The sequence below is a fragment of the Pseudomonas sp. Irchel s3f10 genome (genome assembly GCF_900187515.1).
Taxonomy (GTDB): domain Bacteria; phylum Pseudomonadota; class Gammaproteobacteria; order Pseudomonadales; family Pseudomonadaceae; genus Aquipseudomonas; species Aquipseudomonas tensinigenes.
Genome location: NZ_FYDZ01000005.1, coordinates 337,613 through 363,401, shown reverse-complemented (window position 1 = coordinate 363,401; position 25,789 = coordinate 337,613). Strand labels below are relative to the sequence as shown.

At 59.9% G+C, this 25,789-nt stretch carries 22 protein-coding genes; 15 read left to right on the top strand and 7 right to left on the bottom strand.

Annotated features, from left to right (window positions below):
• The first annotated feature begins 62 nt into the window (after nt 1-62).
• Nucleotides 63-668: a response regulator transcription factor gene (locus CKW17_RS14685; protein ID WP_095120392.1), complete on the top strand. Its 606-nt coding sequence runs from the start codon at nt 63-65 to the stop codon at nt 666-668.
• A gap of 14 nt (nt 669-682) precedes the next feature.
• Here the strand turns inward: CKW17_RS14685 and CKW17_RS14680 are convergent, their stop codons facing one another.
• The 4 genes from CKW17_RS14680 to CKW17_RS14665 form a co-directional block, all read right to left on the bottom strand.
• On the bottom strand, nt 683-1,063 hold the full coding sequence (locus CKW17_RS14680) for a fe2+ zn2+ uptake regulation protein (protein ID WP_095120391.1): 381 nt from the start codon (nt 1,061-1,063) through the stop codon (nt 683-685).
• A 132-nt stretch (nt 1,064-1,195) separates the two neighbouring features.
• Nucleotides 1,196-3,412, bottom strand: a complete 2,217-nt coding sequence (locus CKW17_RS14675; protein WP_095120390.1) for a TonB-dependent siderophore receptor — start codon at nt 3,410-3,412, stop codon at nt 1,196-1,198.
• A gap of 109 nt (nt 3,413-3,521) precedes the next feature.
• Nucleotides 3,522-3,923, bottom strand: a complete 402-nt coding sequence (locus CKW17_RS14670; RefSeq protein ID WP_095120389.1) for a ParB N-terminal domain-containing protein — start codon at nt 3,921-3,923, stop codon at nt 3,522-3,524.
• 25 nt (nt 3,924-3,948) lie between these two features.
• Nucleotides 3,949-4,839 carry a CoA ester lyase gene (locus CKW17_RS14665; RefSeq protein ID WP_095120388.1) on the bottom strand — a complete coding sequence of 297 codons (891 nt, stop codon included), beginning with the start codon at nt 4,837-4,839 and terminating at the stop codon, nt 3,949-3,951.
• A 613-nt stretch (nt 4,840-5,452) separates the two neighbouring features.
• On the opposite strand from CKW17_RS14665, the gene CKW17_RS14660 reads away from it, so the two are divergent.
• The 12 genes from CKW17_RS14660 to CKW17_RS14605 all read left to right on the top strand — a co-directional run bounded on the left by CKW17_RS14660 (nt 5,453) and on the right by CKW17_RS14605 (nt 20,577).
• Complete coding sequence (locus CKW17_RS14660; protein WP_095120387.1) at nt 5,453-6,847, top strand: Y4yA family PLP-dependent enzyme; 1,395 nt, start codon at nt 5,453-5,455, stop codon at nt 6,845-6,847.
• Nucleotides 6,848-6,861: 14 nt separating this feature from the next.
• Nucleotides 6,862-7,905, top strand: a complete 1,044-nt coding sequence (locus CKW17_RS14655; protein ID WP_095120386.1) for a PLP-dependent cysteine synthase family protein — start codon at nt 6,862-6,864, stop codon at nt 7,903-7,905.
• A 28-nt stretch (nt 7,906-7,933) separates the two neighbouring features.
• Nucleotides 7,934-9,094 carry an NAD/NADP-dependent octopine/nopaline dehydrogenase family protein gene (locus CKW17_RS14650; protein WP_095120385.1) on the top strand — a complete coding sequence of 387 codons (1,161 nt, stop codon included), beginning with the start codon at nt 7,934-7,936 and terminating at the stop codon, nt 9,092-9,094.
• Between the two features lie 36 nt (nt 9,095-9,130).
• Nucleotides 9,131-10,981: an IucA/IucC family siderophore biosynthesis protein gene (locus tag CKW17_RS14645; RefSeq protein ID WP_095120384.1), complete on the top strand. Its 1,851-nt coding sequence runs from the start codon at nt 9,131-9,133 to the stop codon at nt 10,979-10,981.
• Nucleotides 10,982-10,994: 13 nt separating this feature from the next.
• Nucleotides 10,995-12,236, top strand: coding sequence for an MFS transporter (locus CKW17_RS14640; protein WP_095120383.1), 1,242 nt, complete (start codon nt 10,995-10,997; stop codon nt 12,234-12,236).
• A 15-nt stretch (nt 12,237-12,251) separates the two neighbouring features.
• Nucleotides 12,252-13,436, top strand: a complete 1,185-nt coding sequence (locus CKW17_RS14635; RefSeq protein WP_095120382.1) for an aminotransferase class V-fold PLP-dependent enzyme — start codon at nt 12,252-12,254, stop codon at nt 13,434-13,436.
• An 85-nt stretch (nt 13,437-13,521) separates the two neighbouring features.
• Nucleotides 13,522-14,037 carry a sigma-70 family RNA polymerase sigma factor gene (locus tag CKW17_RS14630; RefSeq protein WP_016987079.1) on the top strand — a complete coding sequence of 172 codons (516 nt, stop codon included), beginning with the start codon at nt 13,522-13,524 and terminating at the stop codon, nt 14,035-14,037.
• Nucleotides 14,038-15,015, top strand: a complete 978-nt coding sequence (locus CKW17_RS14625) for a FecR domain-containing protein (protein ID WP_095120381.1) — start codon at nt 14,038-14,040, stop codon at nt 15,013-15,015. It abuts the gene before it with no gap.
• Between the two features lie 96 nt (nt 15,016-15,111).
• Nucleotides 15,112-17,526 carry a TonB-dependent receptor gene (locus tag CKW17_RS14620; protein WP_095120380.1) on the top strand — a complete coding sequence of 805 codons (2,415 nt, stop codon included), beginning with the start codon at nt 15,112-15,114 and terminating at the stop codon, nt 17,524-17,526.
• Nucleotides 17,527-17,588: 62 nt separating this feature from the next.
• On the top strand, nt 17,589-18,770 hold the full coding sequence (locus CKW17_RS14615; protein ID WP_095120407.1) for an ABC transporter substrate-binding protein: 1,182 nt from the start codon (nt 17,589-17,591) through the stop codon (nt 18,768-18,770).
• Entirely contained in the window at nt 18,767-19,828 is a 1,062-nt protein-coding gene (locus tag CKW17_RS14610) for an iron ABC transporter permease (protein ID WP_093437627.1), read from the top strand. Before CKW17_RS14615 ends, CKW17_RS14610 begins: the two co-directional genes overlap by 4 nt.
• Complete coding sequence (locus CKW17_RS14605; RefSeq protein ID WP_095120379.1) at nt 19,822-20,577, top strand: ABC transporter ATP-binding protein; 756 nt, start codon at nt 19,822-19,824, stop codon at nt 20,575-20,577. Before CKW17_RS14610 ends, CKW17_RS14605 begins: the two co-directional genes overlap by 7 nt.
• A gap of 10 nt (nt 20,578-20,587) precedes the next feature.
• Here CKW17_RS14605 and CKW17_RS14600 read toward each other — a convergent pair whose 3' ends face one another.
• Nucleotides 20,588-21,586 (bottom strand): bile acid:sodium symporter family protein, encoded by a 999-nt coding sequence (locus CKW17_RS14600; protein ID WP_095120378.1) that lies wholly within the window; start codon nt 21,584-21,586, stop codon nt 20,588-20,590.
• Nucleotides 21,587-21,670: 84 nt separating this feature from the next.
• On the opposite strand from CKW17_RS14600, the gene CKW17_RS14595 reads away from it, so the two are divergent.
• On the top strand, nt 21,671-22,459 hold the full coding sequence (locus tag CKW17_RS14595; RefSeq protein ID WP_095120377.1) for a helix-turn-helix domain-containing protein: 789 nt from the start codon (nt 21,671-21,673) through the stop codon (nt 22,457-22,459).
• On the opposite strand, the gene CKW17_RS14590 is transcribed toward CKW17_RS14595, so the two are convergent.
• Nucleotides 22,460-23,404: a Dyp-type peroxidase gene (locus CKW17_RS14590; RefSeq protein WP_095120376.1), complete on the bottom strand. Its 945-nt coding sequence runs from the start codon at nt 23,402-23,404 to the stop codon at nt 22,460-22,462.
• Between the two features lie 164 nt (nt 23,405-23,568).
• On the opposite strand from CKW17_RS14590, the gene CKW17_RS14585 reads away from it, so the two are divergent.
• Complete coding sequence (locus tag CKW17_RS14585) at nt 23,569-24,543, top strand: TerC family protein (RefSeq protein ID WP_095120375.1); 975 nt, start codon at nt 23,569-23,571, stop codon at nt 24,541-24,543.
• 115 nt (nt 24,544-24,658) lie between these two features.
• Here the strand turns inward: CKW17_RS14585 and CKW17_RS14580 are convergent, their stop codons facing one another.
• Nucleotides 24,659-25,759 (bottom strand): polyamine ABC transporter substrate-binding protein, encoded by a 1,101-nt coding sequence (locus tag CKW17_RS14580; RefSeq protein WP_095120374.1) that lies wholly within the window; start codon nt 25,757-25,759, stop codon nt 24,659-24,661.
• Between the last annotated feature and the right edge of the window lie 30 nt (nt 25,760-25,789).

The following is a 25,789-nucleotide window of genomic DNA, read 5'->3' as shown; positions in this document are numbered from 1 at the left end:
CCCTTGCGCTCGGTGCTAATGTGCAGACCTTGAGCAACGCCTGACCCAGGGAGGGTCATGCCATGACATGCCGAATTATCATAGCCGACGATCACCCACTGTTTCGCGAAGCGATGCTGCGCACGGTTCAACGTTTGCTTCCCGACGCCCTTATCGACGAAGCCGGCGATCTCGACGCCGTGCTGGCGCTGCTGCCTTTGGGGGATGAGCCGGACACATTGATTCTCGACCTGCGTTTCCCCGGACTCACCTGTGTCAGCCAGCTCGGCGAACTGCGTCGGCGCCTGCCACGCACCACGCTGATTGTGGTGTCGATGATCGATGATGAGGCCTTGATCAGCGAAGTCATGGCCGCCGGTATCGACGGTTTTATCGGCAAGAACATCTCCCCCGATGAAATCGGTCAGGCGATTCTGGCGATTCGTGAAGGTGAAGTGCTGGTGAAGTTCGCGCCGTCAGGGCTGCTGCCGCTGGAAACCGGCACCGCCCTCACACCCCGTCAGCAAGACGTGCTGCGCTTGATTGTCCAAGGCAAAACCAACAAGGAAATCGCCCGTGAACTGGATATCTCACCGTTCACGGTGCGCATTCATGTGTCTTCTTTATTACGCACGCTGAACGTGCCCTCGCGAGCAGCCGCCGCCGTGAAATACACGGGGACTCTGTAGGCGCTCGGCAGCGCCTACAGATGATCGGTGTGTTGCTGCAGCAATTCCATGGCCTCAGAGGAAAATCGGTAGGTCTTGTCACTCCCAAGCACGATCAGCCCCTCTTCACCCAGACGCTTGAGCACTTCACGCACGCTGACGAACGACAGCTCGGGCGATGAAGACTCGACAAACGTATGCACGCCATTCACTCCAATCCCATGCCCGTCGCGGCCGGCCACCACCAGTGCATTGATGACTTTGAAGCGGATCAGGCTGGTGCGCAGTCCGAAGTGGCGCAGCAGTTCGCGAATATGCGTATTGGCGCTGCGATCAAACTCAAAGGCCAATGGGTTGTTCGCTGCCCGAAACGCTGAAGGTGCGTTTACAGCGCCAACGCCTGGGTGGTTAAACATGGCGAATACTCCCTTTCTGAAATGTTCAGGCGGATTGCAGCTGCTTCCCGCCTGCCGACCACGTGTCGGACAGGCAACGTGATCGTGACTTTCTATATAGAAGGTGACGACAGCGCCGCCCTTCCCGCCCCGTCAGAAATCGACCGTGGCCGACAGCTGCAAGGTCCGCGGGTAACCCGGAGAGAACGCGCCGTAGGACGCCACGCCCGACCAGTACTCACGATCGAACACATTCTGCACCGTGGCGCGGAACGTCGTTGGCCGACCTTCGATCTTGGTCGCATAACGCGCGCCGGCGTCGAAGCGGGTCCAGGCATCCAGTTCCTGAGTGTTGGCCTGGTTGACGTACTGGCTGTCGGTGTAAATCGCCCCGCCGGTGAGGGTGAAGCCTTCAAGCCATGGCGTGTCCCATTCGGCCCAGAGGTTGGCTTGCACATCCGGCACGCCAACCGGTTTGTTGCCGCGATTGGCCTTGGTCGCCGAATCGGTCAGTTCGCCGTCGAGCACGGTCACGCCGCCCATCAGGCGAGTGCCCGGTGCCACTTCGCCGAACATGCTCAACTCGATACCACGGTTACGTTGCTCGGCCTGCACCGAGAACACGTTGTCGGCACCGACTTCACCACTCGGTTTCTCGATCTGGAACAACGCCAACGTGGTCATGAACGTGCCGTGCTCGTACTTGACGCCAATCTCATGCTGCTTGGATTCGTACGGGGCAAAGGTTTCGCCGGCGTTGGACGCCGTGCCCGGGGCGATGTCGCCCTTGCTCAAGCCTTCGACATAATTGTAGTAGAGCGAAACGTCTTGCCAAGGCTTGACCACCACGCCAACCAGCGGGCTCGTGGCGTTGTCCTTGTATTTCGAACTGACCGCACCGGCCGCGTTGTAGTTACGCGATTCGATGTCCTGACGACGTACCCCGAGAGTCAACTGGAAGCGGTCATCGAGCATCGACATCGTGTCGGTCAACGCCACGCCGGACAGCTCCGACTCGGAAACGCGCAACACTTTTGGCGAGTTGATGTACTGCTGCGGCCTGTCGATCGGGTGATAGATATTCGACAGGATGGCCGTGCCGTTGTTGATACCGCGCGACAGCTCATCCTGATACCGGGTCGCCATCACCGTGGTGGTGTGAGTGATAGGACCAGTGGCAAACATGCCACGCATACCGACGTCAGCCGTCGAGCGATCAACGTTGAATTTGTAGTAACCCGGGATGTTGCTGGTATCGCCGGCGTCGTTAAGGATTCTCGGCACCTGATCGGACAGGCGCTTGACGTCGGACTTGCCACCACCGGCATGAGCGAACACGGTGACGTTGTCGGTCAGGTCATATTCGCCACCGAGCAAGGCCGACTGCTCTTTGGTGTCCGACCAGCCCCAGTCCTGCGAGTGATTGGTGCGGCCGTTCGGCGCAGACGGCACATCAACGCCCGGCGCAATGGTGAAGGGCCGCGAAGCGCCCTCCCAGCTTTCTTTCTGGCTGATGTAATCGAGGTTCAGGCGCAGACGCTCGCCGCGATAATCCAGGGCGATCGCGCCGACACCGAGGTCGCGATGCTGATCATCGACGGCGGTATCGCCACCCTGCAGGTTGCCGTTGAAACGCACGCCGAACTGGTTTTCCGAACCGAAGCGCCGGCTCAGATCCAGATGCCCACCCACTTGAGAATCCGAGGCATAGCTGCCGGTGAACCGGGTCAGGTCTTCATCCAGCGGCCGCTTGGGCACGATGTTGATCACGCCGCCGACGCCGCTGTTCGGCGAGATGCCGTACATCAGCGCGCCCGGCCCCTTGAGCACTTCGACGCGCTCGGCGTAGTCGGTGAACACCCGATAATTCGGCGCGACACCGTAGACGCCGTCGAACGCCAACTCACCAAGGTTGCCTTCGCCAATCGGAAAGCCACGGATGAAAAACGAATCGACGATACCGCCAGTCTGCCCGGTCGAGCGCACCGAAGGGTCGCGCTCCAAGGCGTCGGCGACGGTCACGGTCTGCAGATCGGCGAGGGTCTTGGCGGTGTAACTGGTGACGCTGAACGGCGTGTCCATCACGTCTTTGTTGCCCATCATGCCCAGCCGGGCACCGCGCGCCACCTGGCCGCCGGCGAGGGTTTCCGGTAACGCAGTCGCGCCGTTGTAACGGGCGTTGACGTTGGTGGTGTCGAGGGTCAGCGCGTCCGGCGCGGCGTTCGCAGTCGGGTCGGCGGCAACGCCTGGTTGCTCGGGGCTGGCGGCCCAAGCGTTGGCGCTTCCTGCGACCAAAACGAAATTCAGCATGGCGGTACGCACGGCGAGTGCTAACACCCGCTCACCGCAAGGACGACTGACAACAGGCATGACGTGAGGATCCTTTTCATCGAGGGAAAATGGTAATCACTCCTATTGCCAGTCGATCTGCGAAAAAGTATCACCCGCAGTAAAGTTTTTTTGCGTCGCCCGATCAGGGTCAGGCGTAGAGGCGCTCCAGAGGAATCGCGACCAGCGGCAGCGCAGGGTCAAACGCGTGCCGGGTGGTCTTGTACGGAAAAATCTCGCCGCGAGCGATGGTGGTGAAAATTCGCGCCACCTCGAACGCTTGTCCGGTTTGCCAATGCCGCACACAGACGCGCGGATCGGAGTAGTCGAGCTGGATGCACGGCACCCGTCTCAAGCCCAACTGCAACGCCGCGGTGAAACGGTGATTGCCGTCCATCACGATGCCGCGCGAACGCTCGACGATGATCGGTTCCAGCCAATGCCCGGCGCGGACAATCGACTCGCGCAACAGCGCCACGTTGGCCGGGTCGACCTGCTCCGATTGCAACACGTCGCACAGTGGCCGCAGCGCAATCTGATAACCGTGGTCCATGGTGACCTCCTGATTCGCCGGGGATTCAGCAGGCATCGGCGCGGGCAACCGGCGCATGCTGGCTGGCTACATCGAGCAGGCGTTGGGCGTGTTCGATCAGCGGCAAGTCGACCATTTCGCCGTCCACTTGCACCGCGTGACTGCCCGTGGCCACCGCCCGCATTACGCGGTCAGCCCAGGCCAATTGACGCGAGTCCGGCAGGAAGGCGCGCTGCACCGTCGCCAGTTGCCCGGGATGGATACACAGCTTGGCGCCGAAGCCCAGCGAACGCGCGTAATGCGAGTCCTTGGCGACCACCGCCAGGTCGCTGATCGCAGGCGTCACGCCATCGATTGGCGACGGCAGATCCGCCGTGCGCGACGCCAGTACGATGCGGTTGCGGGCAAACAGAAACGCCTCGGGCACCTGGCTGCAGTTGATATCGAGCGAGAAATCCAGCGAGCCAAACGCCAGCCGCGCCACGCCCGCAATCGCAGCGATCGACTCGACCTGCTGCAGGCCTTTGGCGGTCTCGATGATCGCGACGATCGCCAGCCTCGGTTGCCACTCCAGCAAGCGCTCGACCGCCCGCGCCAGCGTCTCGGGACATTCGGCTTTGGGCAGGAAAATCCCCTCGCAACGCTCGGGGTAGCGCAGGTCGCTGAGCCAGCTCAGGTCCTGGCGAAACAGCGAACTGCTGACGCTGTTCAGGCGGATGTAACGCTCACAAGCAACGCTCGGCGTTTTCTCCTGCCACGCCTGGATGGCGTCACGGGCGGCGACTTTGCTGTCCGGATGGACGGCGTCCTCGAGGTCGAGAATGATCGCATCCGGCCCTGCTTCGCAGGCTTTGGAAAAACGCTCGGGACGGTTGCCCGGCACGAACAGGTAGCTGATCGCGAGTGGCGCTTTGCGGCTGAGTCGATCGGATTGCATGGCGTTGCTCCTTGGCGTGAACCAGTCGTGGTTTCTAAACATTTTCAGGCCCCATCAACGGCAGATTTGCCTGCTGTTGCGGGGCTTGTCGCAACTGCCCTTAACGCCTTATTGATCAAGCAATTAAGAGACTTTTTAATCTCGGGACGAACGAGTCCTTGAGCGTGTAAATACACGTTCATGGATTCGCCTTGAGCAGGTCGTTATTGAAAAATATTTGAAAACCTTACTTGATAATCGTTCCTGTTCGCAATATTGTTCACGCCGCCAAGAGGAACTATTCTCGTTTCAAAGCAAGTCATCGGTATCTGCAAAAGTACCTGTCAGTGATGTCACTTAAACATCAGCTACAGGCTGCTACAGGGCAATGGCCAGCAACTAACGGCCATTCATTACATCCGCACAAACCTTATGGAATGGGGTTCTCATGCAATTGTTCTGTGAACCATTTATTACGATCAGGGCTACAGATCCAATAGCGGACTTCACTTGGCATCCGCCTCCCAGTTGTTTAAAGGCTCGACGCTAACGAGCAAAAAAGACGACCTGCATCGATAACAATCGGTGATCGAACTATCAATGGCGACGTAACTTTCGACGCCAGGGGTTAACTATGCCTACAACAAATAAATCTGCTGTTGAGCAGCCATATAAAGTTCATCACCCGGAGATGTTAACGCCGCTGATCGACCCGGTTATTTCCACGCTTATCAACAAGTTCCCGAACAAACTTGCAGACTTGGTGGAACAACAGGGCTCACCGTTAAATCTGGTCTGGCCCCATGCGTTTGAATTGAACACGCAAGTGCTGCTGAACGTGTTGAAGCAATACCAGGTTCCCCATGCCCTGTTCTACGGGGCCAAGGCCAACAAGTCGCAAAGCATGCTCGGCGCTGCAGCGAATTCGGGGATCGGCGTCGATGTGTCGAGCATTCACGAGTTGAATGCTGCCCTGCGCGCAGGTGTGCGGGGCGCCAAAATCTGCGCCACAGGACCGGCCAAAACAGCCGTTTTCCATCAAGCGCTGATCAGCGCCGGTTCATTGATTTGTGTGGATTCGCTGGAGGAATTCGATCACCTGCATAGCGTGATCCCCACACAACCAGGTCCGACGAAAACCAGAGTGCTACTGCGTTACAGACCTAAAAGCACTCAGAACAGCCGATTCGGGATGGGCTCGCAAGACCTGCTGCAATGCCTGCAACGGTTGACAGAACAACCTGAGCTTTTTCATTTTGAAGGTTTCCATTTTCACCTCGGCGGCTATGGATTCGAATCCCGCGCACAAGCCTTTCGTGAGGTCAGCGGATTTATCCAGGCGGCCAGGGAAATGGGCTTGAATCCGCAGATGATCGACATCGGTGGCGGCTTGCCGATTCGTTATGTCGAGCCTGAGACCTACGCTCAGTTCCTGCAAAATGACAATAACCCGAGCCACTATTACAACCGGAAAGTTCCCGCCACTTATTATCCTTACGGCAGTGAACTGACCGCGACACAATGGCTGACGTTATTGCTCGAAGCCGAGCATTCGCCGGGCTTGTCGATTGCCAATTACTTGCAGACGCAGAATATAACCCTCGCACTCGAACCCGGCCGAAGCCTGGTCGATCAAGCCGCCATTTCAATATTTCGCGTCACGCGCAGCAAACAATTGGCTGACAATAAAACCGTGATCTTCGTGGAGGGCAGCAGTTTCAGCGCTTGCGAAACCTGGTTTGCCTCGGAATATCTGCTAGATCCGATACTTGTCAGTACCAAACAACAGCCACACGCCCCGATCCAGGCTTATATCGCCGGCCATAGTTGCCTGGACGATGACGTCATCACCCATCGCCTGATCAACTTTGCGACGGCACCACAATCCGGTGACTTATTGATTTATATCAACACCGCCGGTTACCAGATGGACTTGCTGGAAAACGAGTTTCATCGCCATCCCCTGCCCCGGCGGTTGACGGCGACCTGTTGTACGGAAGGTAACTATGCGTTTTCACCTGACTACTAAAGGGAACAATTGCAATGATCTTGAATAAAGTCTCTGACCTTATTGGTAATACACCGATGTTGGGCATCGATGTTCCGGATACCAACGCGCGATTGTTGTTGAAGATTGAAAAGAACAATCCCGGCGGCAGTATCAAAGACCGCATGGCGCGCAACATGGTGCTGGCGGCGCTCAAGTCCGGTCGCCTGAAACCCGGCGGCGTGGTGGTTGAGTCATCGTCGGGCAATACCGGGATTGGCCTGGCCATGGCGGCGGTCGAGTTTGGTCTGCATTTCATCGCCGTGGTCGATCACCACGCCGCGCAAGACAAGATCGCCGTGATGAAGGCCCTCGGCGCCGACATTCGTTTCGTCAAAGGCACTTATCGCGAAGACGAAGTCGCGGTGGTCGAGCGGCAACAGATGGCCGCCGAACTGGCGAGCGAGATCCCCGGCGCGGTATTCATGAACCAGTCCGACAATGCGGCCAATGCCGGCGGCTACAGCGATTTCGTCCGCGAAACCATCGTGCAGGCTGAAGGCGTGATCGGCGCTTACGTCGGTTGCGTCGGCACCGGCGGTTCGATGACCGGCATCGCACGCGGCTTGAAAGTGCACAACCCGGACACCGTCACCGTCGCGGTGGAACCGGCCGGTTCGATTGTCTTCGGCCACCCCGGCTACCCGTACTACCAATCCGGCACCGGTACGCCGGCCGGCGACACCGTGGGTCTGGTGCTCGACTACAGCTGCATCGATCTGGGCGTGCAAGTCACCGATTCGCAGGCGTTCGAAACCGCCCGCTACATCGCGCGCAACTTCGCCCTGCTGGTCGGCGGCTCCACTGGCGGTGCGATTTTCAAGGCACTGGAGCTGATCCACAAAGGCGTGCTGAGCGGCAACGTCGTGGTGCCGATTGCCGACGGCGGCGAGAAATACCTGCACACCGTGTTCGACGACAAGTGGCTGCAGGAGCGCGACCTGATCGACCCGAGCATCGCCCCGCAACTGGACGCCTGGCTGGGCAAGACCCACTGGCTGGACAGCGTTTCCGCGCCGCTGCAACTGAGCGTCGCATGACCCACCCTTCACACAGGAACGCCTCTCGATGAATCTGTTGAAAGTCGCCATCTGTGGTGGCGGCAGGACCGGCCATCTCAACGCCATCCTGTTCAAGCAGCTACCCAATGTTCAGGTTTCGATGCACACCCATAATCAGGAGGTCATCGAACAACACGCTCGCCAGACGCCGATGCAGGCCTTGTTGCCGGACGGCTCGACCCTGAGCGCCCGGCTCGATCGGGTGACCAGCGACGCGAAAGCCGCGGTGGAAGATGCCGACATTGTCATCATCACCGTGCCGGCCCACGCCCGTCCGCAAACGTTGAAAGACATCGCGCCACATCTGACCACCAGCAAACCGGTGTTCATCGGCGCCATTCCCGGCTTCTGCGGTTTCGACTGGCTGGCCGAAGCGACCCTGCCCGACCGACCGAATGTGGTGATCTGGGGCATGAAAGATGTGCCGCACACGGCGTTCGAATTGACCCCGGGACGTTCGATCAAAATGGGCGGCGGCAAAAGCCAGTTGTATGTGGCGACACACGCCCGGGAGCCACAAACCGCGCGCCGCCAGCTCGAGAAAATACTCACGCGGCTGTACGGCCCGTGCGTGACGATGCTCGAGCATTTTCTGGAAATCACCCTGACGCCGGGCAACCCGATCATGCACAGCTCGGTGATCTACGGCCTCATCGGCCCATACGGTCAGTGGCACCGCAAGATCTTCCCGCAACGCATGTGCTGGTGGACCGAATGCCCGGAACTCGGCGCGTATTTCCTTGAACGCATGGATCAGGAAAGCCAGCAACTGTGCGCGGTGATCAGCCAGCGCCTGGGCATCGACCTGTCTTCGGTGAAATCGCTGAAACAGGAAATCGTCGAGGCCTACGGCGAGCAGATCCGCGACCCGAGCAGCATGCTGTCGATCCTGCGCACCAATCAGGCCTACAACGACATCCTCGCACCGATGGTGCCAGCTGCCGACAACCGCGCCGGTTACGTGATCGAGCGCGAGAGCCGTGCCTTCAACGAAGACGTCGCCTACGGCCTGGTGCTGCTGGTGGAAATGGCCAAACGCTTCGACCTCAAGGTGCCTTACATCGAGGAAGTCCTGCAGTGGAGCGTGGCCTACATGGAAGGCCTGCGCGGCTCGGCACTCGACTATTTCCCGCGCCAATGGCCGCACACGACAAGCGCCGCCGCTTGATCTTCTTACTCAATTTTCGACGAGCAGACCGCTGATATGGATGACCTCAAGACACTGATCGCCTACTCCCGCAAAAACGCCATGCGCCGTCTGGTGCGCTGCCTGTTTGCGGAAAACATCCTCGACCGTTCGGCCCTGAGCTTTTCCGTCGAGGGCAACCAGGCCACGTATCCGCTCAAGGGCGGCCGCGCCCACCTGGCTTTTTCCGACATCGCCAAAGGCCCGGCCGATACCGTAGTCAACGACGGTGACGTGGTGTTGGTCACCGATGAAGGCGTTCGCCAGGTGATCACCAGCCACCAGGACATGCTCGATGTGCTGCGCGACAGTTTCGACTTCGCCCCGACCGACGAAGGCGTGGCCGGGCTCAAGTCCGACATGGAAAACAGCCTGAGCAACGACGCCCACGCCCGTCAGCATCGCCAGCACTGGAACGCCCGACTGCAGCAGGCCACCAAGGATGCCGGGCTCGACAGCTTCACCGACTACCTGCGCCAGCACGCCAAAACCAAGGACGTCGCCATTCTTCTCGACCAGTGGGGTTCACTGGAAGGTCACCCGTATTACCCGACCTGGAAAGCCCGCCCGGGACTGACCGATGAAGAGGTCGAGCAACTGTCGCCCGAGTTCAACGCACAGGTGCCGCTGCGCATCGCCGCATTGCGCGCCGACAACGCGAAAAGCGAAAGCATGCCGCACGTGATCGATTACCGCGCCTGGTTTGCCGAGCACTTCCCGACGCAATGGGCGCAATGGAAAGCCTCGCTCAACAGCAAGGGGCTGGACGAAAACCAGTGGCTGCCGTTACCGATTCACGGCTGGCATTTGCAGGCCTACGTGCTGGAAACCTTCGCGCAGGAAATCGCCGACGGCATCCTGATCACCGATGGCCCGGACCTGCCAACCCTGCCGACCATGTCCTATCGCACGATGATGCCGGTGCTGGACGAATCCGCGCCGCTGATCAAGCTGCCGATCGCGGTGTGGATGACCAGCGAACTGCGCAGCCTGCAAGCCAAGTCGATTCACATGGGGCCGCGCATCAGCACGGTGATCAGCAAGATTCTCGAGACGGAAAACGGCTTCGATCAGCGCCTGGAAATCTTCCCGGAAGAAATCGGTGTGCGTTATAAAAACGCGATGACGCAGGACGATCACCCGGGCCGTCATCTGTCCGTGGTGTATCGCGCCAGCGCACCGGCATTCGAACGCAACGATGAATGCCTGCCGATAACCGTGGCTTCACTGTTCACCCGTTTGCCCGGCAGCGGTCGTCCGCTATTTACCGACCTGATCGAACGCGACGGTGTACGCGCCAATGCTGCGCAGGTCGAGAGCTGGTTCCGCGAGTACGCGAAAGTGGTGACTCACCCGGTGGTGGCGATCTACTTGATGTACGGCATCGGCCTTGAGGCGCACCAGCAAAACACCATGGTGCTGTTCTCCCCGGATGGCAAAGCACGTAGTCTGCTGATCCGCGATTTCGGTGATGGCCGCACTTACGCGCCGTTGCTCGAGGGCCGTGGTTACAGCCTGCAACCGCATGTGCAGCCGGGTATTCTGCCGACAGTGTTCTGCGGTGATATCGAGCCGGTGCGCATGTTTGTGCTCGACGCGGCGTTCCTCACGCACCTGCATGAAATGGCCCTGTGGCTGACCAAGGAATACGCTTTCAACAACACGCGGCTCTGGCAGGTGTTGCGCGAAGAAACCGACCTCGCCTTCGAAGCCGTGCGTGACCGCGTCGCGGCAGACGTGTGGGAAACCGAGCACAAGGCGTTCGTCGAAGAGCCATGGCCAACCCGTTCGTTGTTGCGCATGCACTTGATGCAGTACAGCAACTATCGTTTGCAACACACCCTGACCAACCCGCTCGCTAGCGTTTAACCGAGGCTGACTCATGTCCCAAGCAGGTGCCATCCAGGGTTCGAGAGTAAGAATCCTGATTTATCTTCTATTTGCGATCCAGCTGGTATCGATGGGCGCGATGGAAATGAGCGGGCCGTTCTGGCCTGTCCACCTGCGTGGGCTGACGACGTCAGAGTCGCTTTTCAGCTTCGCCAGCATCGCCGTGTACGTCGGGCCGATGCTGGGCATTATTCTCACCAGTGCATTCTGGGGCCGGATCGGTGATCGCTACGGCCACAAGTTGATGATGATCCGCGCCCTCGCCGGTTTGTCGTTGACCCAGTTGGGGCTGGCCCTGTTCAGTGATATCTGGGTGATTCTGATCCTGCGCTTTCTGCAAGGCGCGTTTGCCGGCTATATCGCCCCGGCACAGGCCTACGGCGTGAGCATTGAAGCGCCGTCGCGGCGCGCTCGGCTGTTCGCCATTCTGCAAATCTCGACCAATGTCGGCTCGCTGCTGGGTGCGGTGGTCGGCGGCTTGATCCTCGATTACGCGACGTTCTTCTGGATCAACATCATCGCTTCGGCGCTGTGTGCGGTGTGTACCGTGATCGCCGCCGTGACCTTGCCGGATGTGCCGCCGGTGAAGAAAGCCGTGGTCGTCGACAAAACTGCGCCGGTTCGTTCCGGCAGCCTCTGGCAAGGCTCACCATTGCTGTCGCTGCTCGGTGTGATGGGCATTCTGTTGCTGGCGCGGATGCTGCCGCAGACTTCGTTTTCGCTGTATGTCAGCTCGGTGTTCGAGGTCAGCAATTCGGTGGTCGGTCTGTGCTACGGCTTGCTGGCGATGGGCTTCATTCTGTCGGCCACGGCGTGGTCGCGTTATTTCGAACACCGTGGTCAGCAGGACACCTTGCAGCGCATGACTTACGTGGTCATCGGCTGCATCGTCCTCACTGCGGTGGCGGGAATCACTCACAACCCGGTGGTGTTCGTCATTGCCTACTTCATTTGGGGCGTGCTGCTCGGTGCAACCACACCGGTGTTGATGGCGCTGATCTCGAAGACCGCCGACAGCTCGCAACAGGGTCATGTTTTGGGCATCGCTCAGGGCACTGCGCAATTCGCTTCGATTGCGGGGATTTCCGCCGGCGGCCTGCTCAGTCAGGTCTACGGTTTGCAGTACACCTATCTGTTTGTTTGCCTGGCTTACGTCGTCGCACTGATCCCGATCGTCGCGTTGCGCTACTGGCCGGCGGTGATGCAACCGAGCCCAGCCCCGGATGGGGAATGATCAAGGAGTCTGCTTTTGAACATTGAACAACTGCGCGCCGACACCCCCGCCGTCGCGCAACTGATCCACTTCAACAATGCCGGCGCGGCGCTGATGCCCGCGCCGGTGATCGAGACGATGACCCGTCATATTCAGCTCGAAGCGTGTCTCGGCGGCTATGAAGCTGCCGGACGGCAATCGGCCGACCTGGAAAACGTGTATGGCGCCATCGGCCGTTTGATCAACGCCCAACCTGATGAAATTGCGGTGATCGAGAACGCGACCCGCGCATGGGATATGGCGTTCTACTCCTTGCCATTGCAACCCGGCGATGTGGTGCTGACGTCGACCACCGAATACGCCGGCAACTACATTCCCTATCTGCAAATGAAGCAGCGGCGTGGCATCGAGATTCGGGTCATCCCCAATGATGAACACGGCCAGGTCTCGTTATCGGCGCTTGAAGAGCTACTCGACGATGAACGGGTCGCGCTGATCTCGCTGCCGGTGATCGCCACCAATGGCGGCCCGGTGCAACCCATCGAGCAGATCGGCGCCCTCGCCCGTTCGGCTGGCGTGCTGTTTCTGCTCGATGCCTGTCAGGGTGTCGGGCAGATGCCGATCGACGTGCAGAAAATCGGCTGCCACATGCTCGCGGCCACCAGTCGCAAATACCTGCGCGGGCCGCGCGGAATGGGCTTCTTGTATGTCGAAAAGTCCCTGTGCCAGAACCTCGAGCCGGCATTTCTCGACTTGCATGCTGCCGCCTTGCAGAGCGCCGACACGTTTACCATCCGCGCCGATGCCCGACGTTTCGAAAATTGGGAATGCAACGTCGCCGCCAAGCTGGGCCTCGGTGCGGCAGTGGAATACGCGCTGGCGCAAGGCATCGAACCGATGTGGCTGCGGATTCAGCAACTGGCAGATCACCTGCGCCGACAACTGGCAGATATTCCTGGTATCACGCCGCGAGACCTTGGGGTGCAGAAGTCCGGCATCGTCACGTTTACTCATCGCGACAGCAGCGCCGCGCACGTTCAGCAGTGGCTGGCCGGCCAGGAAAAGCGCATCAACGTCAGCACCTCGACGTCCCGCTCGACCCTGCTCGACATGCAGCACAGGGACTTGCTGGAGGTCAGCCGTGCCTCGGTGCATGCGTACAACACCGAGGCGGAAATCGACGCGATGATTGCTGCGCTGAGCCGTCTGCCACGAGTCTGAAGCGGACACCAATCGGCGCTTGCGTCCCAGCGGCTTTGTAAACTAGCATTGGGAATACTTCTCAATTGCATGAAAATCTGCAGCCATGAGCGAAACCCTTCCCGCGAATAATGCCAACCACCTGCGCGCGATCGAAGCCCTGTACAGCGGCCATCATGGCTGGCTGTACGCGACGCTGAGAAAAAAACTGGGAAACGCCATGGATGCGGCGGATCTGGCGCAGGACACCTTCACGCGCATCCTCGCCTCGCAAGTCACCGTCATCGAGCAGCCGCGCGCCTATCTGAGCTGCGTGGCCAAGGGCATTCTGGTCAACTGGTATCAGCGCAAGGCGCTGGAACGTGCCTACCTGGACGCCCTCGCCCATGTGCCGGCGCCGGAAGTGCCTTCGCCGGAATTGCGTTTCATGGTGCTGGAGACCCTGCACGAAATCGACGCGATGCTCGACGCCCTGCCGCCGCTGGTCAAACGCGCCTTTCTGTTGTCGCAGATCAGCGGGCTGAAATACGACGACATCGCCGAGCAGTTGGGCGTATCGCTGATCACCGTCAAACGCTACATGAAGCAAGCCTTCGTGCAGTGCCTGTTGCTGGTGGAGTGAATGCTCAGCCGCCGCCATGAGCCGCATCTCGATCACCAGGCCTTGGAAGAAGCCGCCGACTGGTTGATCCGCATGAGTGAAGGCGAACTCAGCGACAGCGAACGCGGCGAATGGGAATACTGGAAAGCCAGCACTCCCGAGCGCAGTCGTGCCTGGGCCCGCGCGCAGTTGCTGCAGACCAAACTCGGCGGCCTGCCACCCTCACTGGCAATGTCGGCGCTCGATCGCCCGAGCAGCCCGGACCGACGTGCGGCGCTGGGCAAACTGGCGATGATTCTGGCGATCCTGCCGGCCGGTTGGGGCAGCTGGAAGCTGGCAGAGTCGCAGCAATGGTCGGCCGACTATCGCACGGCCGTTGGTCAGCAACGCGAGCTGACCCTGGCCGACGGCTCGAAAGTCACCCTGAACACCGACACCGCCATCGACGTGCGGTTCGACGCCAATCAACGCCTCATCCACCTGCGCGAAGGCGAAATACTGGTGCAGACCGCACCGGACATTTCACCGCTGGCGCGACCGTTTCTGGTCAGCACCCGTCAGGGCCGCATGCAGGCGCTGGGTACGCGTTTCACCGTGCGCGAACTGCAACCGCGCACCCACCTCGCGGTACTGGAAGGCGCGGTCAAAGTCGAGCTCGCGGACAATCGCCAGACCACGCCGCTGATCGTCAACGCCGGTCAACGCACCGACTTCTCTTCCTACACCTTCGGCCAGCTCAGCGTTGCCGACCGTTATGTCGGTGCCTGGGCGCAAGGCATGCTGATGGCTGACAAGATGCGCCTGGCCGACTTCGTCGAAGAACTGACGCGCTATCGCCGTGGCTTCGTGCGCCTCGATCCGGCAATCGCCGATCTGCGCATTTCCGGCGCCTACCCGATCAGCGACAGCCAGCGCACCCTGAACATGCTGGCGCAAACCTACCCGATCCTCGTCAGCGGCCATTTGAATGGCTACTGGGTCATGCTCTCTCCGGCCTGAGTGAAAAAATATTTGCCTTAGGCTGATACTTTTTCCGATCTCGACTGGCTATTGGGGAGAAGCACCTTTTCGTCCTGTTTATAGGCTCATTCATCCATGCTTGCCGCACGCCATCTGCGCCCGGAACGTCAGCTCAAACCCGTTGTTCGCAGTGCGTTGCTAAGCCTTGTTCTGATCGGTGCCGTTTGCCCGTTTGTCTTGGCCGCCGTGCCGGTGCAACTGGACGCTGTCGCGGTTCGTGCCTACAACATTCCCGCCGGGCCGCTGGGTGCGACTCTGTCGAGCTTCGCCGTGGACGCCAACATTGCCCTGTCGTTCCAGCCCTCGCTGGCCGAAGGCCTGACCAACCCTGCGTTGATCGGTCATTACTCGACGCAGGAGGCGGTCAATCGCTTGCTGGCCGGCAGTGGCCTGGACATGGTGTTGCGCAGCGACGGCAGCTACACATTGGTGCAGCGCCGGGTGACGCTTGATGAAACCGCCGTGATCGGCACCGACAAGCGCAGCGATGCCCTGCCGCAGGTGTATGCAGGTGGCCAGGTCGCCAACGGCGGACGTCTGGGCTTGCTCGGCAACACTGACGTGATGGACGCGCCGTTCAGCATCAGCACCTACACCTCGGCGCTGATCAAGGATCAACAGGCCGTCACCGTCGGCGATGTGCTGGAACGTGACTCCTCGGTGCGCTCCACTGGCCAGACCGGGGGGATTGTCGACTCGTTCTTCATCCGTGGCTTTCCCGTCGGCGAAGGCAACCTCGGTGAACTGGCCTTCGACGGCGTGTACGGCGTGGCGCCCAATTACCGGGTGTTCACCGAATACGCCGAGCGCATCGAACTGGTCAAAGGCCCCGGCGCCCTGCTCTATGGCATGTCACCCAACAACGCGGTGGGCGGCGTGATCAACGTAGTGCCCAAGCGCTCTCTCGATGAAGACCTGACCCGTTTCACCGCCAGTTACGCCATGGATGCTCAGGCCGGTGGCCATCTCGACGTCAGTCGACGTTTCGGCGAAGAACGCCGCTTCGGTGTGCGCTTCAACGGCAGTACGCAACTGGGCAACACGGCGATCGACGATCAATCGCGGCATGTCGATATTGGTGCGATCTCTCTCGATTATCAGGGCGAACGCCTGCGCACAACTTTCGACTGGCTTAGCCAAAAAGAAAGCTTCGACGCTGCCTCGCGGCCATTTCTCATTGCTTCGGGCGTGGACATTCCTTCCGCCGCCAATGGCCGCAGCAACGTCAGTCAGGATTGGGGCTGGTCGAAAACCCGTGACAAATCGGCGCTGCTCAGCGGCGAATATGACCTCAGCGACGCATTGACGGTGTTCGCCCATGCCGGCGGCGGCAAATCGGATGTGGCGCGAATGTCCGACCAGACGCCGACCATTATCAATGCCGCTGGCGACACCTCGTCGATCCCCGGTTATTACAAGTTCGAAGTCGAGCGTTACACCGTTGATGCCGGTGCGCGGCTGCGCTTCGATACCGGGCCGATCAGTCACCGCACCACCGTGCAGGTCAGTCGCTATCGCGATGTGTTGTCGCGCGGGATCATTTCCGGCGCACCGATTCTGTCGAACATTTATCACCCGGTGGATCGCCCGCAACCTTACATCCCCAAGCCGGATACGCCGAAGGTCTCGCAGAGCGAACTGACTGGCGTGGCGCTTGCCGACACGCTGTCGATTCTCGATGACCGCGCGCAGGTAACCCTGGGCTTGCGCAAACAGAACATCAAATCCGACAACTACAACGCCGCCGGCGTGGTGACCACGTCCTACGACGACGGCCGGACGACACCGTTGTTCGGCGCGGTGATCAAGCCTTGGGACCACGTTTCGTTCTACTACAACTACCTCGAAGGGCTGAGCAAGGGCGACATCGCGCCTTCCACCGCGTCCAACGCTGGCGAGATCTTTGCCCCTTATGTTTCCCGCCAGCACGAACTCGGAGTCAAAGCCGACTACGGCACGTTTACCTCCACCATCAGCCTGTTTCAAATCACCAAACCCAGCGGCGAACTGGCCTCGGGGGTGTTCTCGGTGCAGGGCGAACAACGCAATCGCGGGCTGGAGCTGAACGTGTTCGGCGAAGTCACGCCGGGCACTCGCCTGCTCGGCGGCGTGACCCTGCTCAATGCCGAACTGACGAAAACCGGCGTGGCCGCCAACCGCGGCAACAAACCGGTCGGCGTGCCCGAGGTTCAGGCCAACCTCTGGGCCGAATGGGACACCTCATGGGTCGAAGGCCTGACGCTGACCGGAGGCGCGATCCACACCGGCAGCCAGTATGTGAACCAGGCCAACACACAAAAACTCGATGACTGGACCCGCCTCGATGTCGGCGCCCGCTATAGCACGCGCATCGATGATCGCCCGACCACGTTTCGCGCCACCGTGCAGAACGTGTTCGACCACGAGTACTGGTCGGGCGTCGCCTCTTATGGCGCGTTCTCCCAAGGCTCACCGCGCACCTTATTACTGTCGGCGACTGTCGATTTCTGAAACGTTCAGCCGGACAGCGGTGTGAGCCGTTGGCCGAACTGACCTTTGCAAAGGCTTTGACCATGGTGATTTTCGATCGACGCAGCCTCGCGCTGGCTGCGCTGTTACTGGCAGGACTGCTGAGCCTGTCTGCGCTGGCGCCGCGCAACGCAAACGCCAGCGAAGCGGATTCGGCGCGCACCGAAGTGACCGATCTGCTCGGGCGCAAGGTCAAGGTGCATCTGCCGGTCAGACGGGTCATCCTCGGTGAAGGCCGGCAGTTGTATCTGCTCGCCGCACTGGACACACAAAACCCGATCGAACGCATCGTCGGCTGGCGCAAGGACCTGATCCAGTCCGACCCGGACACCTACAATGCCTACCTGCGCAAATTCCCCGGCATTGCCAAGATCCCCACCTTCGGCGGCTTTGAAGACGGCACCTTTGATATCGAACAAGCGATCTCGCAGCGCCCGGACGTGATCATCCTCAATATCGAAGCGCAGCACGCCACCGAAGATGCGCGCTATATCGAGAAGCTCGACGCATTGGGCATCCCGGTGGTGTACGTCGATTTTCGCAACAACCCGATGCAGAACACCGAACCGACCATGCGCCTGTTCGGCAAACTGTTCGGTAAAGAGCAACGCGCCGAAGCCTTCATTGATTTTCGCAACCAGCAGATTCACCGCGTCACCGACGTCATCGAGAAACAGCACCCACCGCGTCCAAGCGTGTTCATTGAGCGCATCGGCGGCTACACCGACGATTGCTGCCTGAGTTTCGGCAACGAGAATTTTGGCCTGTTTGTTAATATGGCCGGCGGCAACAACATCGCCCGGGGGATCATCCCGACCACGTTCGGCCAGTTGAATCCCGAGCAGGTCATCGTCGCCAATCCGGCGCACGTGGTGGTCACCACGGCCAACTGGGAAGCCTTTGCACCCGGTGGCCATTGGGTCGGTGTCGGGCCCGGCGCCGACATGAACCAGGCACGGAAAAAACTCGCGTGGTATACGCAGCGTCCGGCCTACGCTGGGATCAAGGCTCAGGAGACACAAGCCTTCCACGCCATCTGGCATCAGTTCTACAACAGCCCTTACCAGTTCGTGGCCATTCAGCAATTGGCCAAATGGTTTCACCCGGAGCTGTTTGCCGATCTCGACCCGGACGCCTCATTCCGTGAACTGCACGAGCGTTTTCTGCCCGTGCCGTATGAGTCGGGCTACTTCGTCAGCCTGCGCAATCCTGAGGCCAAACCATGAGTTCATTGACCGACACCGTCGAGGTGCAGCGCGAAACCTATCGGCGACTGGTGCTGCGTAAACGCCTGATCCTCGCCGGGCTGGTGATTCTGCTGTTGTGCAGCGTGCTGCTCGACCTTGCTTTGGGGCCAGCGAGTTACAGTTTCAGCGAAGTGCTCGGCGCCCTGTTTTCGCCGGACAGTGCTTCGCCACAAGTGCGCGTGGTGATGTGGGATATTCGTTTGCCGGTAGCGCTGATGGCGGTGGCCGTTGGCGCGGCGTTATCGCTGGCCGGCGCGCAGATGCAGACCATCCTCAACAACCCGTTGGCCAGTCCGTTCACCTTGGGTATTTCCGCCGCCGCCAGTTTCGGCGCGGCGCTGGGCCTGGCCTTCGGTGTGGCGTTGTTCCCGCTGGCCGCGCAGTTCATGGTGCCGCTCAACGCCTTTATCATGGCCATGCTCTCGGCGCTGTTGATTCACTTTCTGAGCATGCGTCGTGGCGTCACTGCTGAAACCATCGTGCTACTCGGCATCGCATTGGTGTTCACCTTCAATGCGCTGCTGGCGCTGGTGCAGTTCTTCGCCACCGAACAAGCCGTTGCCGCCGTGGTGTTCTGGACCATGGGCAGCCTGACCAAAGCCACCTGGCCGAAACTCGGGGTGATCTGCCTGGTGATCCTGATCACCCTGCCGATCTTCGCCAAACGCGCGTGGGCCCTGACCGCCCTGCGCCTGGGCGACGACAAGGCTGCCAGTTTCGGCATCAACGTGCGCAGCCTGCGCTTTCAGACGCTGATCATGGTCAGCCTGCTCGCCTCGTTCCCCGTGGCCTTCGTCGGCACCATCGGCTTTATCGGACTGGTCGGGCCGCACATCGCGCGCATGCTGATCGGTGAAGATCAGCGCTTCTTTTTGCCGGCCTCCTTGCTCACCGGCTCGTTGATTCTCTCGGCCAGTTCGGTGGTCAGCAAGACCCTGATCCCCGGCGCGATTTTCCCTATCGGCGTGGTCACCTCACTGATCGGCGTGCCGTTCTTCATTTCACTGATTCTCGGCGGGAAGAAAAACTCATGGTGACGCTGCAACTGGACAATCTGGGCGCCCGCTATGGCCAGCGCGAGATCATTCGTGGTGTCTCGACGGCGACGTTTTTTGGCGGTCAGGTGGTTGCCGTGGTCGGGCCCAATGCGGCCGGCAAATCGACGTTATTCAAACGCATGGCCGGGCTGATCGAAGGGCCGGGTCAGGTCATCCTGAAAGAATCGAAAAAAGGCCCGACGGGTATCAGTTATATGCCGCAGGGCCTGAACGCCAGTGCGCGTTTGACGGTGTACGAATCCGTGCTGCTGGCGCGCAAGCAACTGACCCCGGGCTGGGTGGTCCACGATGATGAGCTGAAACTGGTCGACGAGATTCTCGCCGCGCTGGGCATCACCGGGCTGTCGTTTCGTAACCTTGGTGAACTCAGCGGCGGTCAGCAGCAGTTGGTCTCCATCGCCCAGACGCTGGTGCGCGAACCGGAAATCCTGCTGATGGACGAACCGACCAGCGCCCTCGACATGCATCGACAAGTGCAAGTGCTGAACTTCATGCGCAGCCTCGCACGCAAACGCGAGGTGATTGTGTTTATCGCCATCCATGATCTGAATCAGGCGTTACGTTTCGCCGATCAGGTGCTGGTGATTGCCGACGGCACCAGTCAGGGCAGCGGCCCGAGCAATGAGGTGATCACCGAACAGATGCTGCGCGATGTCTACAAGGTTGAGGCGCGCATCGAGCGGTGCAGCAAAGGGCTGTCGCATATCCTGATCGACGACATCGTCTGATCTGCGGTGATCACGGATCGACTTGCGCCATCAGCTCTGGCACCGATTCCGGGCGCTTGGCGTAGCGCTGAGCCAGCACCGCACAGACCATGAGTTGAATCTGATGGAAAAGCATCAATGGCAGGATCAGCACGCCAATCGTGCTGCCGGCAAACAACACCTGCGCCATCGGCACGCCGGTGGCCAGGCTTTTTTTCGAACCGCAGAACAAAATGGTGATGCGGTCTTCCTGGCTGAAGCCGAATGCCTTCCCGAGCAACGTCGACGCCAACAGCACCAGCGCCAGCAGAATGCAGCAGACCACCACCAATCCCAGCAGCTCGATGAGCGGAATCTGATGCCAGATACCTTCGTTGACCGCCTCGCTGAACGCGCCGTAAACCACCAACAGAATCGACCCTTGATCAACGAACTTCAGCCAGTTCTTGTTGCGCCCGACCCACGCGCCGATCCAGCGCCGGGCGATCTGCCCGGCAATGAATGGCAGCAGCAATTGCACGCTGATTTTCAGGATCGCATCCAGCGTCGAACCGCCATCACCGTGAACGTCGAGCAATAGCGTCACCAACAACGGCGTGAGGAAAATCCCGAACAGGCTCGATGCCGCCGCACTACAAATCGCCGCCGGAATATTGCCCCGCGCCAGCGAGGTGAATGCGATCGCCGACTGCACCGTGGCCGGCAGTGCGCACAGATAAAGCATGCCCATGTACAGCTTGTCGCCGATCAGCGGTGACAGCAGCGGTTTCAGCGCCAGGCCCAGTAACGGGAAAAGGACAAACGTCAGGCCGAACACCAGCAGATGCAGGCGCCAGTGGCCGGCACCGGCAATGATCGATTCGCGGGACAGTTTGGCGCCATGCAGGAAAAACAGCAGCGCGATGGCGATGTTGGTCAGCCAGCCGAAGCCGACGGCGACCTGACCGCTGGCCGGTAGAAAACTGGCCAGCAGCACGACGCCAATCAGTGTCAGGGTGAAGTTATCGGGTAAAAAGCGGGGGCGAGTCATGGTCGGTTCATCCGGGGGTTGCCAGTGCGTGCCGACGACTCTAACGTGACTGCCAATTACCGACTAACGCCGAAGGGCCACAAGATGCCGCCTAAAGGACATGACAAAAGCGTGCGGCGCAGCATTCCCGGGCTGCCCAGCCTGCCGCGCCCACTCTACGGGCGCACCGAATCGCTGCCCAATCGCGCCCTGACCCGGCGTCACAGTCACCCGTGGGTGCAGTTGTCCTACGCGATTCAAGGTGTGCTGGAAATCCAGACCAGTGCCGGGCGCTTCGTCGCCCCGCCGGAGCGCGCCGTGTGGATCCCGGCGGGCGTGCCGCATCGGGTATTCAGCTCGCCGCACACGGAAATGCGCAGCCTCTACATCGATTGCAGCGTCGCCGGGTGGGCGCTCGAGCGCTGCCATGTACTCGGCGTCAGCGATCTGCTCAGGGAACTGATCCGCGCGTTCAGCCAGGTTCCGGTGGAATACGACCAAAGCGGCCCGCATGGACGCCTCGCTCAAGTGATCCTCGATCAACTGGCCGAGGCGCCGCAGATCGACCTGATGTTGCCGTTGCCGCAAGACGCTCGCTTAAAGCAGATCTATCAGAGCCTTGAACAACACCCGGAACAGCAGACCACACTGAGCCACTGGAGTGAGAAGTTCGGCGTCACCGAAAAAACCATCACCCGCCTGTTTCTGCGCGACACCGGCCTGACCTTCCGCGCCTGGCGCCAGCGCCTGCGCCTGCTCGGTGCGCTGACACCGCTGGAGAAAGGTGAACGCGTCACCGACGTCGCGCTGGCCTGTGGTTACGACTCGACGTCGGCGTTTATCGCGGCGTTTCGTCAGCAGTTCGGGGAAACGCCGGGGGAGTTCTTTCGTTGATCAGCGATCCGCCAGCTCTTCCAGCAAATCCGCCGACGGCACGAAATACAGGCTCCCGGTAACCGCCGTACTGAAGTCCAGCAACTTGTCGTAGTTGCCCGGCGGTTTGCCGACGAACATGTTTTCCAGCATTTGCTCCATCGGCTCGGGCGAGCGCGCGTAACCGATAAAGAACGTGCCGAACTCCCCTGCGCCCGGTCGGCCGAATGGCATGTTGTCACGCAGGATCTTCACTTCCTCCCCGGCTGCGTTGGTGATGGTGGTCAGCGCGCTGTGCGAGTTGCTCGGTTTGACCGCGTCATCCAGTTCGATATCGGAGAGTTTAGTGCGGCCGATAACACGCTCTTGAGCTTCGACGCTCAAGCCGTTCCAGGCAGTCATGTTGTGCAGGTACTTCTGCACCAGCACGTAACTGCCACCGCTGAACTCGGGGTCTTCGTCACCGACGATGGTGAAATTCACCGCTTTGCGCCCGACCGGGTTTTCCGTGCCGTCGACAAAACCGATGATGCTGCGCATATCGAAATAGCGGAAACCTTGCACTTCGTCGACCACGGTCACCGCATCGCCGAGAACCGCCATGATTTGCGTGGCCAGTTCGAAACACAGGTCCATTTGATCGGCGCGAATGTGCAGCAGGAGATCACCCGGGGTTGCCGGAGCGTGGCGACCTTCCCCGCCAAATTCGCGAAAACCGTGCAGCGACGCTGGTCGTGGATGGCCGAACAGGCGATCCCAAGCGTTCGAGGAAAAGCCGCAGATGCAGGTCAGATTGCCGGTCGGTACGCGCTTGCCGACCGAACGCACCAGGCCGGCGACATCGCCGCACCAGTCTTTCACGGTTTGCGCGGCTTCCGGCCCGGCATTCAGCGTCGCGACGATGAAAATCGCGCTGCTGGTGATCGGACTGCACACCGCTTGAGGTTCGAGAATGTCGGTATTCATCGTTGAAAACATTGCTCCGTAAAAAGTGCCCGAGCTGTTAACGGGGGCGGATAATTCGTTTTTATCGAACTGTTGCGCAGAAATAAACGATTTTTCTTTACCGCAAAGTCGTCGCTAGCATGGCCCCGTCTGACCCCAATCCAAGAATAGACAGGGAGCGTGACATGCCAGCCACAAACATCAATATCGGCGAACCGTGGATGTGGGCCGCCTTCATCGTCTTCGTACTTGCCATGCTGGCATTGGACCTGTTCGTCTTCGGTGGACGCAAGGCGCATCGGGTGTCAGTGCGCGAAGCCTTGTCCTGGGTCATCGCCTGGTGCTTGCTGGCACTGAGTTTCGCCGCACTGCTCTGGTGGTATTTGCACGGTGCGTTCGGCGCCGAGATCGCCCGGGAAAAAACCCTCGAATTCCTCACCGGTTATTTGATCGAGCAATCGCTGTCGATCGACAACATGTTCGTTTTCGTGATGATCTTCAGCTACTTCGCCGTGCCGCCCGAATTGCAGCGACGGGTGCTGCTGTACGGCGTGCTCGGGGCGATCGTGATGCGCGCGGTGATGATTTTCGCCGGTGTCTGGCTGGTGTCGCAGTTTGAATGGCTGCTGTATGCGTTCGGCGTTTTCCTGATCTTCACCGGGATCAAGATGCTGGTGTTTGCCGACCACCAGCCGGACCTGGACAAGAATCCGTTGCTGCGCTGGGTGCGCGGGCATATGCGCATCACCAGTAGCTTTCATGGCGAACGGTTTTTCGTCCTGCAGAACGGCGTGCGCTGGGCTACTCCGATGTTTCTGGTGCTGGTGCTGATCGAGGCCAGTGACCTGATGTTTGCGGTCGACAGCATCCCGGCAATTTTCGCCGTGACGACTGACCCGTTCATTGTTTTCACTTCGAATATCTTCGCAATCATGGGTCTGCGCGCGCTGTACTTCCTGCTGGCGGACATGGCCGACCGCTTTCACTTGCTCAAGTATGGACTGGCGATTGTGCTGGTGTTTATCGGCGGCAAAATGGTGTTGATGCCGTGGTTGCACATGCCAGTGGAGTGGTCGTTGGCGGTGGTGGGTGGGGTGATTCTGGGGGCGGTTCTGCTGAGCCTGGTGATGACCAGAGAAAGCGAACGCAGCACGGAATGACACACCACAAAACCTTGTAGGAGTGAGCCTGCTCGCGATAGCGGTCTGTCAAACGACGCGATGTTGACTGATCTGGCGCTATCGCGAGCAGGCTCACTCCTACAGGAGAGCGGTGTTACTTGTCGGATTTGATACTGGTCCACACCCGTGTACGCACACGCTCAAGTTTCTGCGGCAACGGCTGCACGACGTAAAGGTTTTTCAGCGCTTCCGGGGTCGGTGTCAGGTTCGGGTTGTCGGTGATTTCCTTGTTGATCAGCGGTATCGAATCCTTGTTCGCATTCGGGTAACCGAGGAAGTCGCTGATCGGCGCGATCACCTTCGGGTCGAGCAGGTTGTTGAGGAATTCATGCGCCTCGGCGACGTTCTTCGCGCTCTTCGGAATGGCGAAGGTGTCGAACCAGATCGGTGCGCCCTCCTTAGGCAAGCGCCAGTCGACCACCACGCCGTTTTTTGCTTCTTTGGCGCGATTGCCGAACTGGTAGAAGCTGCCGGAGTAACCGATGGCCACGCAGATGTCGCCGTTGGCGATGTCAGTCATGTATTTGGCCGAGTTGAAATAGGTCACGTACGGGCGAACCTTGAGCATCAACTCCTTGGCTTTTTCATAATCGGCGGGGTTCTGGCTGTTCGGGTCGAGGCCCAGATAATGCAGGGCCAGCGGCAGGATTTCCGTCGGCGAATCAAGCATCGCCACGCCGCAGGATTTGAGTTTTTCCATGTTCTCCGGTTTGAACACCAGATCCCAACTGTCGACCGGCGCGTTGTCGCCCAGTGCCGCTTTGACCTTGGCCGGGTTGAAGCCGATCAGCACGGTGCCGACCATGTAGGGCACGCCGTACTGGTTGCCCGGATCGTTCTTGCCCAGCAGTTTCAACAGTTCCGGGTCCTGGTGGCTCCAGTTCGGCAGTTTCGATTTATCCAGCTTCTGAAACACGCCAGCCTTGATCTGCGTTTCAAGGAACTGGTTCGACGGCACTACCAGGTCGTAACCGGAGTTGCCGGTGAGCAGTTTGGCTTCCAGGGATTCGTTGGTGTCGAAGGTGTCCCAGATCACTTTGATGCCGCTTTTTGCGGCGAAATCCTTGGGCACCGACGGCAGGATGTAGTCCGCCCAGTTGTACACGCGCAGTTCGCGTTGCTCAGCCTGGACGGCGCCGGCCAACAGCGTCAGCCCACACACAGTGGCACCCAGAATGCGTTTCATCGTGACCATGGTTGTTCCCCAAAAGGCAGCGTGAGTTCG

Bases quoted from the DNA above. Each gene is read 5' to 3' on its own strand.
- CKW17_RS14685 (WP_095120392.1), top strand. From the start codon at position 63: ATGACATGCCGAATTATCATAGCCGACGATCACCCACTGTTTCGCGAA.
- CKW17_RS14630 (WP_016987079.1), top strand. From the start codon at position 13,522: ATGAGCGAAACCCTTCCCGCGAATAATGCCAACCACCTGCGCGCGATC.
- CKW17_RS14670 (WP_095120389.1), bottom strand. From the start codon at position 3,923: ATGGACCACGGTTATCAGATTGCGCTGCGGCCACTGTGCGACGTGTTG.
- CKW17_RS14595 (WP_095120377.1), top strand. From the start codon at position 21,671: ATGCCGCCTAAAGGACATGACAAAAGCGTGCGGCGCAGCATTCCCGGG.
- CKW17_RS14600 (WP_095120378.1), bottom strand. From the start codon at position 21,586: ATGACTCGCCCCCGCTTTTTACCCGATAACTTCACCCTGACACTGATT.
- CKW17_RS14625 (WP_095120381.1), top strand. From the start codon at position 14,038: ATGCTCAGCCGCCGCCATGAGCCGCATCTCGATCACCAGGCCTTGGAA.
- CKW17_RS14620 (WP_095120380.1), top strand. From the start codon at position 15,112: ATGCTTGCCGCACGCCATCTGCGCCCGGAACGTCAGCTCAAACCCGTT.
- CKW17_RS14675 (WP_095120390.1), bottom strand. From the start codon at position 3,412: ATGCCTGTTGTCAGTCGTCCTTGCGGTGAGCGGGTGTTAGCACTCGCC.
- CKW17_RS14605 (WP_095120379.1), top strand. From the start codon at position 19,822: ATGGTGACGCTGCAACTGGACAATCTGGGCGCCCGCTATGGCCAGCGC.
- CKW17_RS14610 (WP_093437627.1), top strand. From the start codon at position 18,767: ATGAGTTCATTGACCGACACCGTCGAGGTGCAGCGCGAAACCTATCGG.
- CKW17_RS14640 (WP_095120383.1), top strand. From the start codon at position 10,995: ATGTCCCAAGCAGGTGCCATCCAGGGTTCGAGAGTAAGAATCCTGATT.
- CKW17_RS14655 (WP_095120386.1), top strand. From the start codon at position 6,862: ATGATCTTGAATAAAGTCTCTGACCTTATTGGTAATACACCGATGTTG.
- CKW17_RS14680 (WP_095120391.1), bottom strand. From the start codon at position 1,063: ATGTTTAACCACCCAGGCGTTGGCGCTGTAAACGCACCTTCAGCGTTT.
- CKW17_RS14590 (WP_095120376.1), bottom strand. From the start codon at position 23,404: ATGAATACCGACATTCTCGAACCTCAAGCGGTGTGCAGTCCGATCACC.
- CKW17_RS14645 (WP_095120384.1), top strand. From the start codon at position 9,131: ATGGATGACCTCAAGACACTGATCGCCTACTCCCGCAAAAACGCCATG.
- CKW17_RS14660 (WP_095120387.1), top strand. From the start codon at position 5,453: ATGCCTACAACAAATAAATCTGCTGTTGAGCAGCCATATAAAGTTCAT.
- CKW17_RS14580 (WP_095120374.1), bottom strand. From the start codon at position 25,759: ATGGTCACGATGAAACGCATTCTGGGTGCCACTGTGTGTGGGCTGACG.
- CKW17_RS14585 (WP_095120375.1), top strand. From the start codon at position 23,569: ATGCCAGCCACAAACATCAATATCGGCGAACCGTGGATGTGGGCCGCC.
- CKW17_RS14650 (WP_095120385.1), top strand. From the start codon at position 7,934: ATGAATCTGTTGAAAGTCGCCATCTGTGGTGGCGGCAGGACCGGCCAT.
- CKW17_RS14665 (WP_095120388.1), bottom strand. From the start codon at position 4,839: ATGCAATCCGATCGACTCAGCCGCAAAGCGCCACTCGCGATCAGCTAC.
- CKW17_RS14615 (WP_095120407.1), top strand. From the start codon at position 17,589: ATGGTGATTTTCGATCGACGCAGCCTCGCGCTGGCTGCGCTGTTACTG.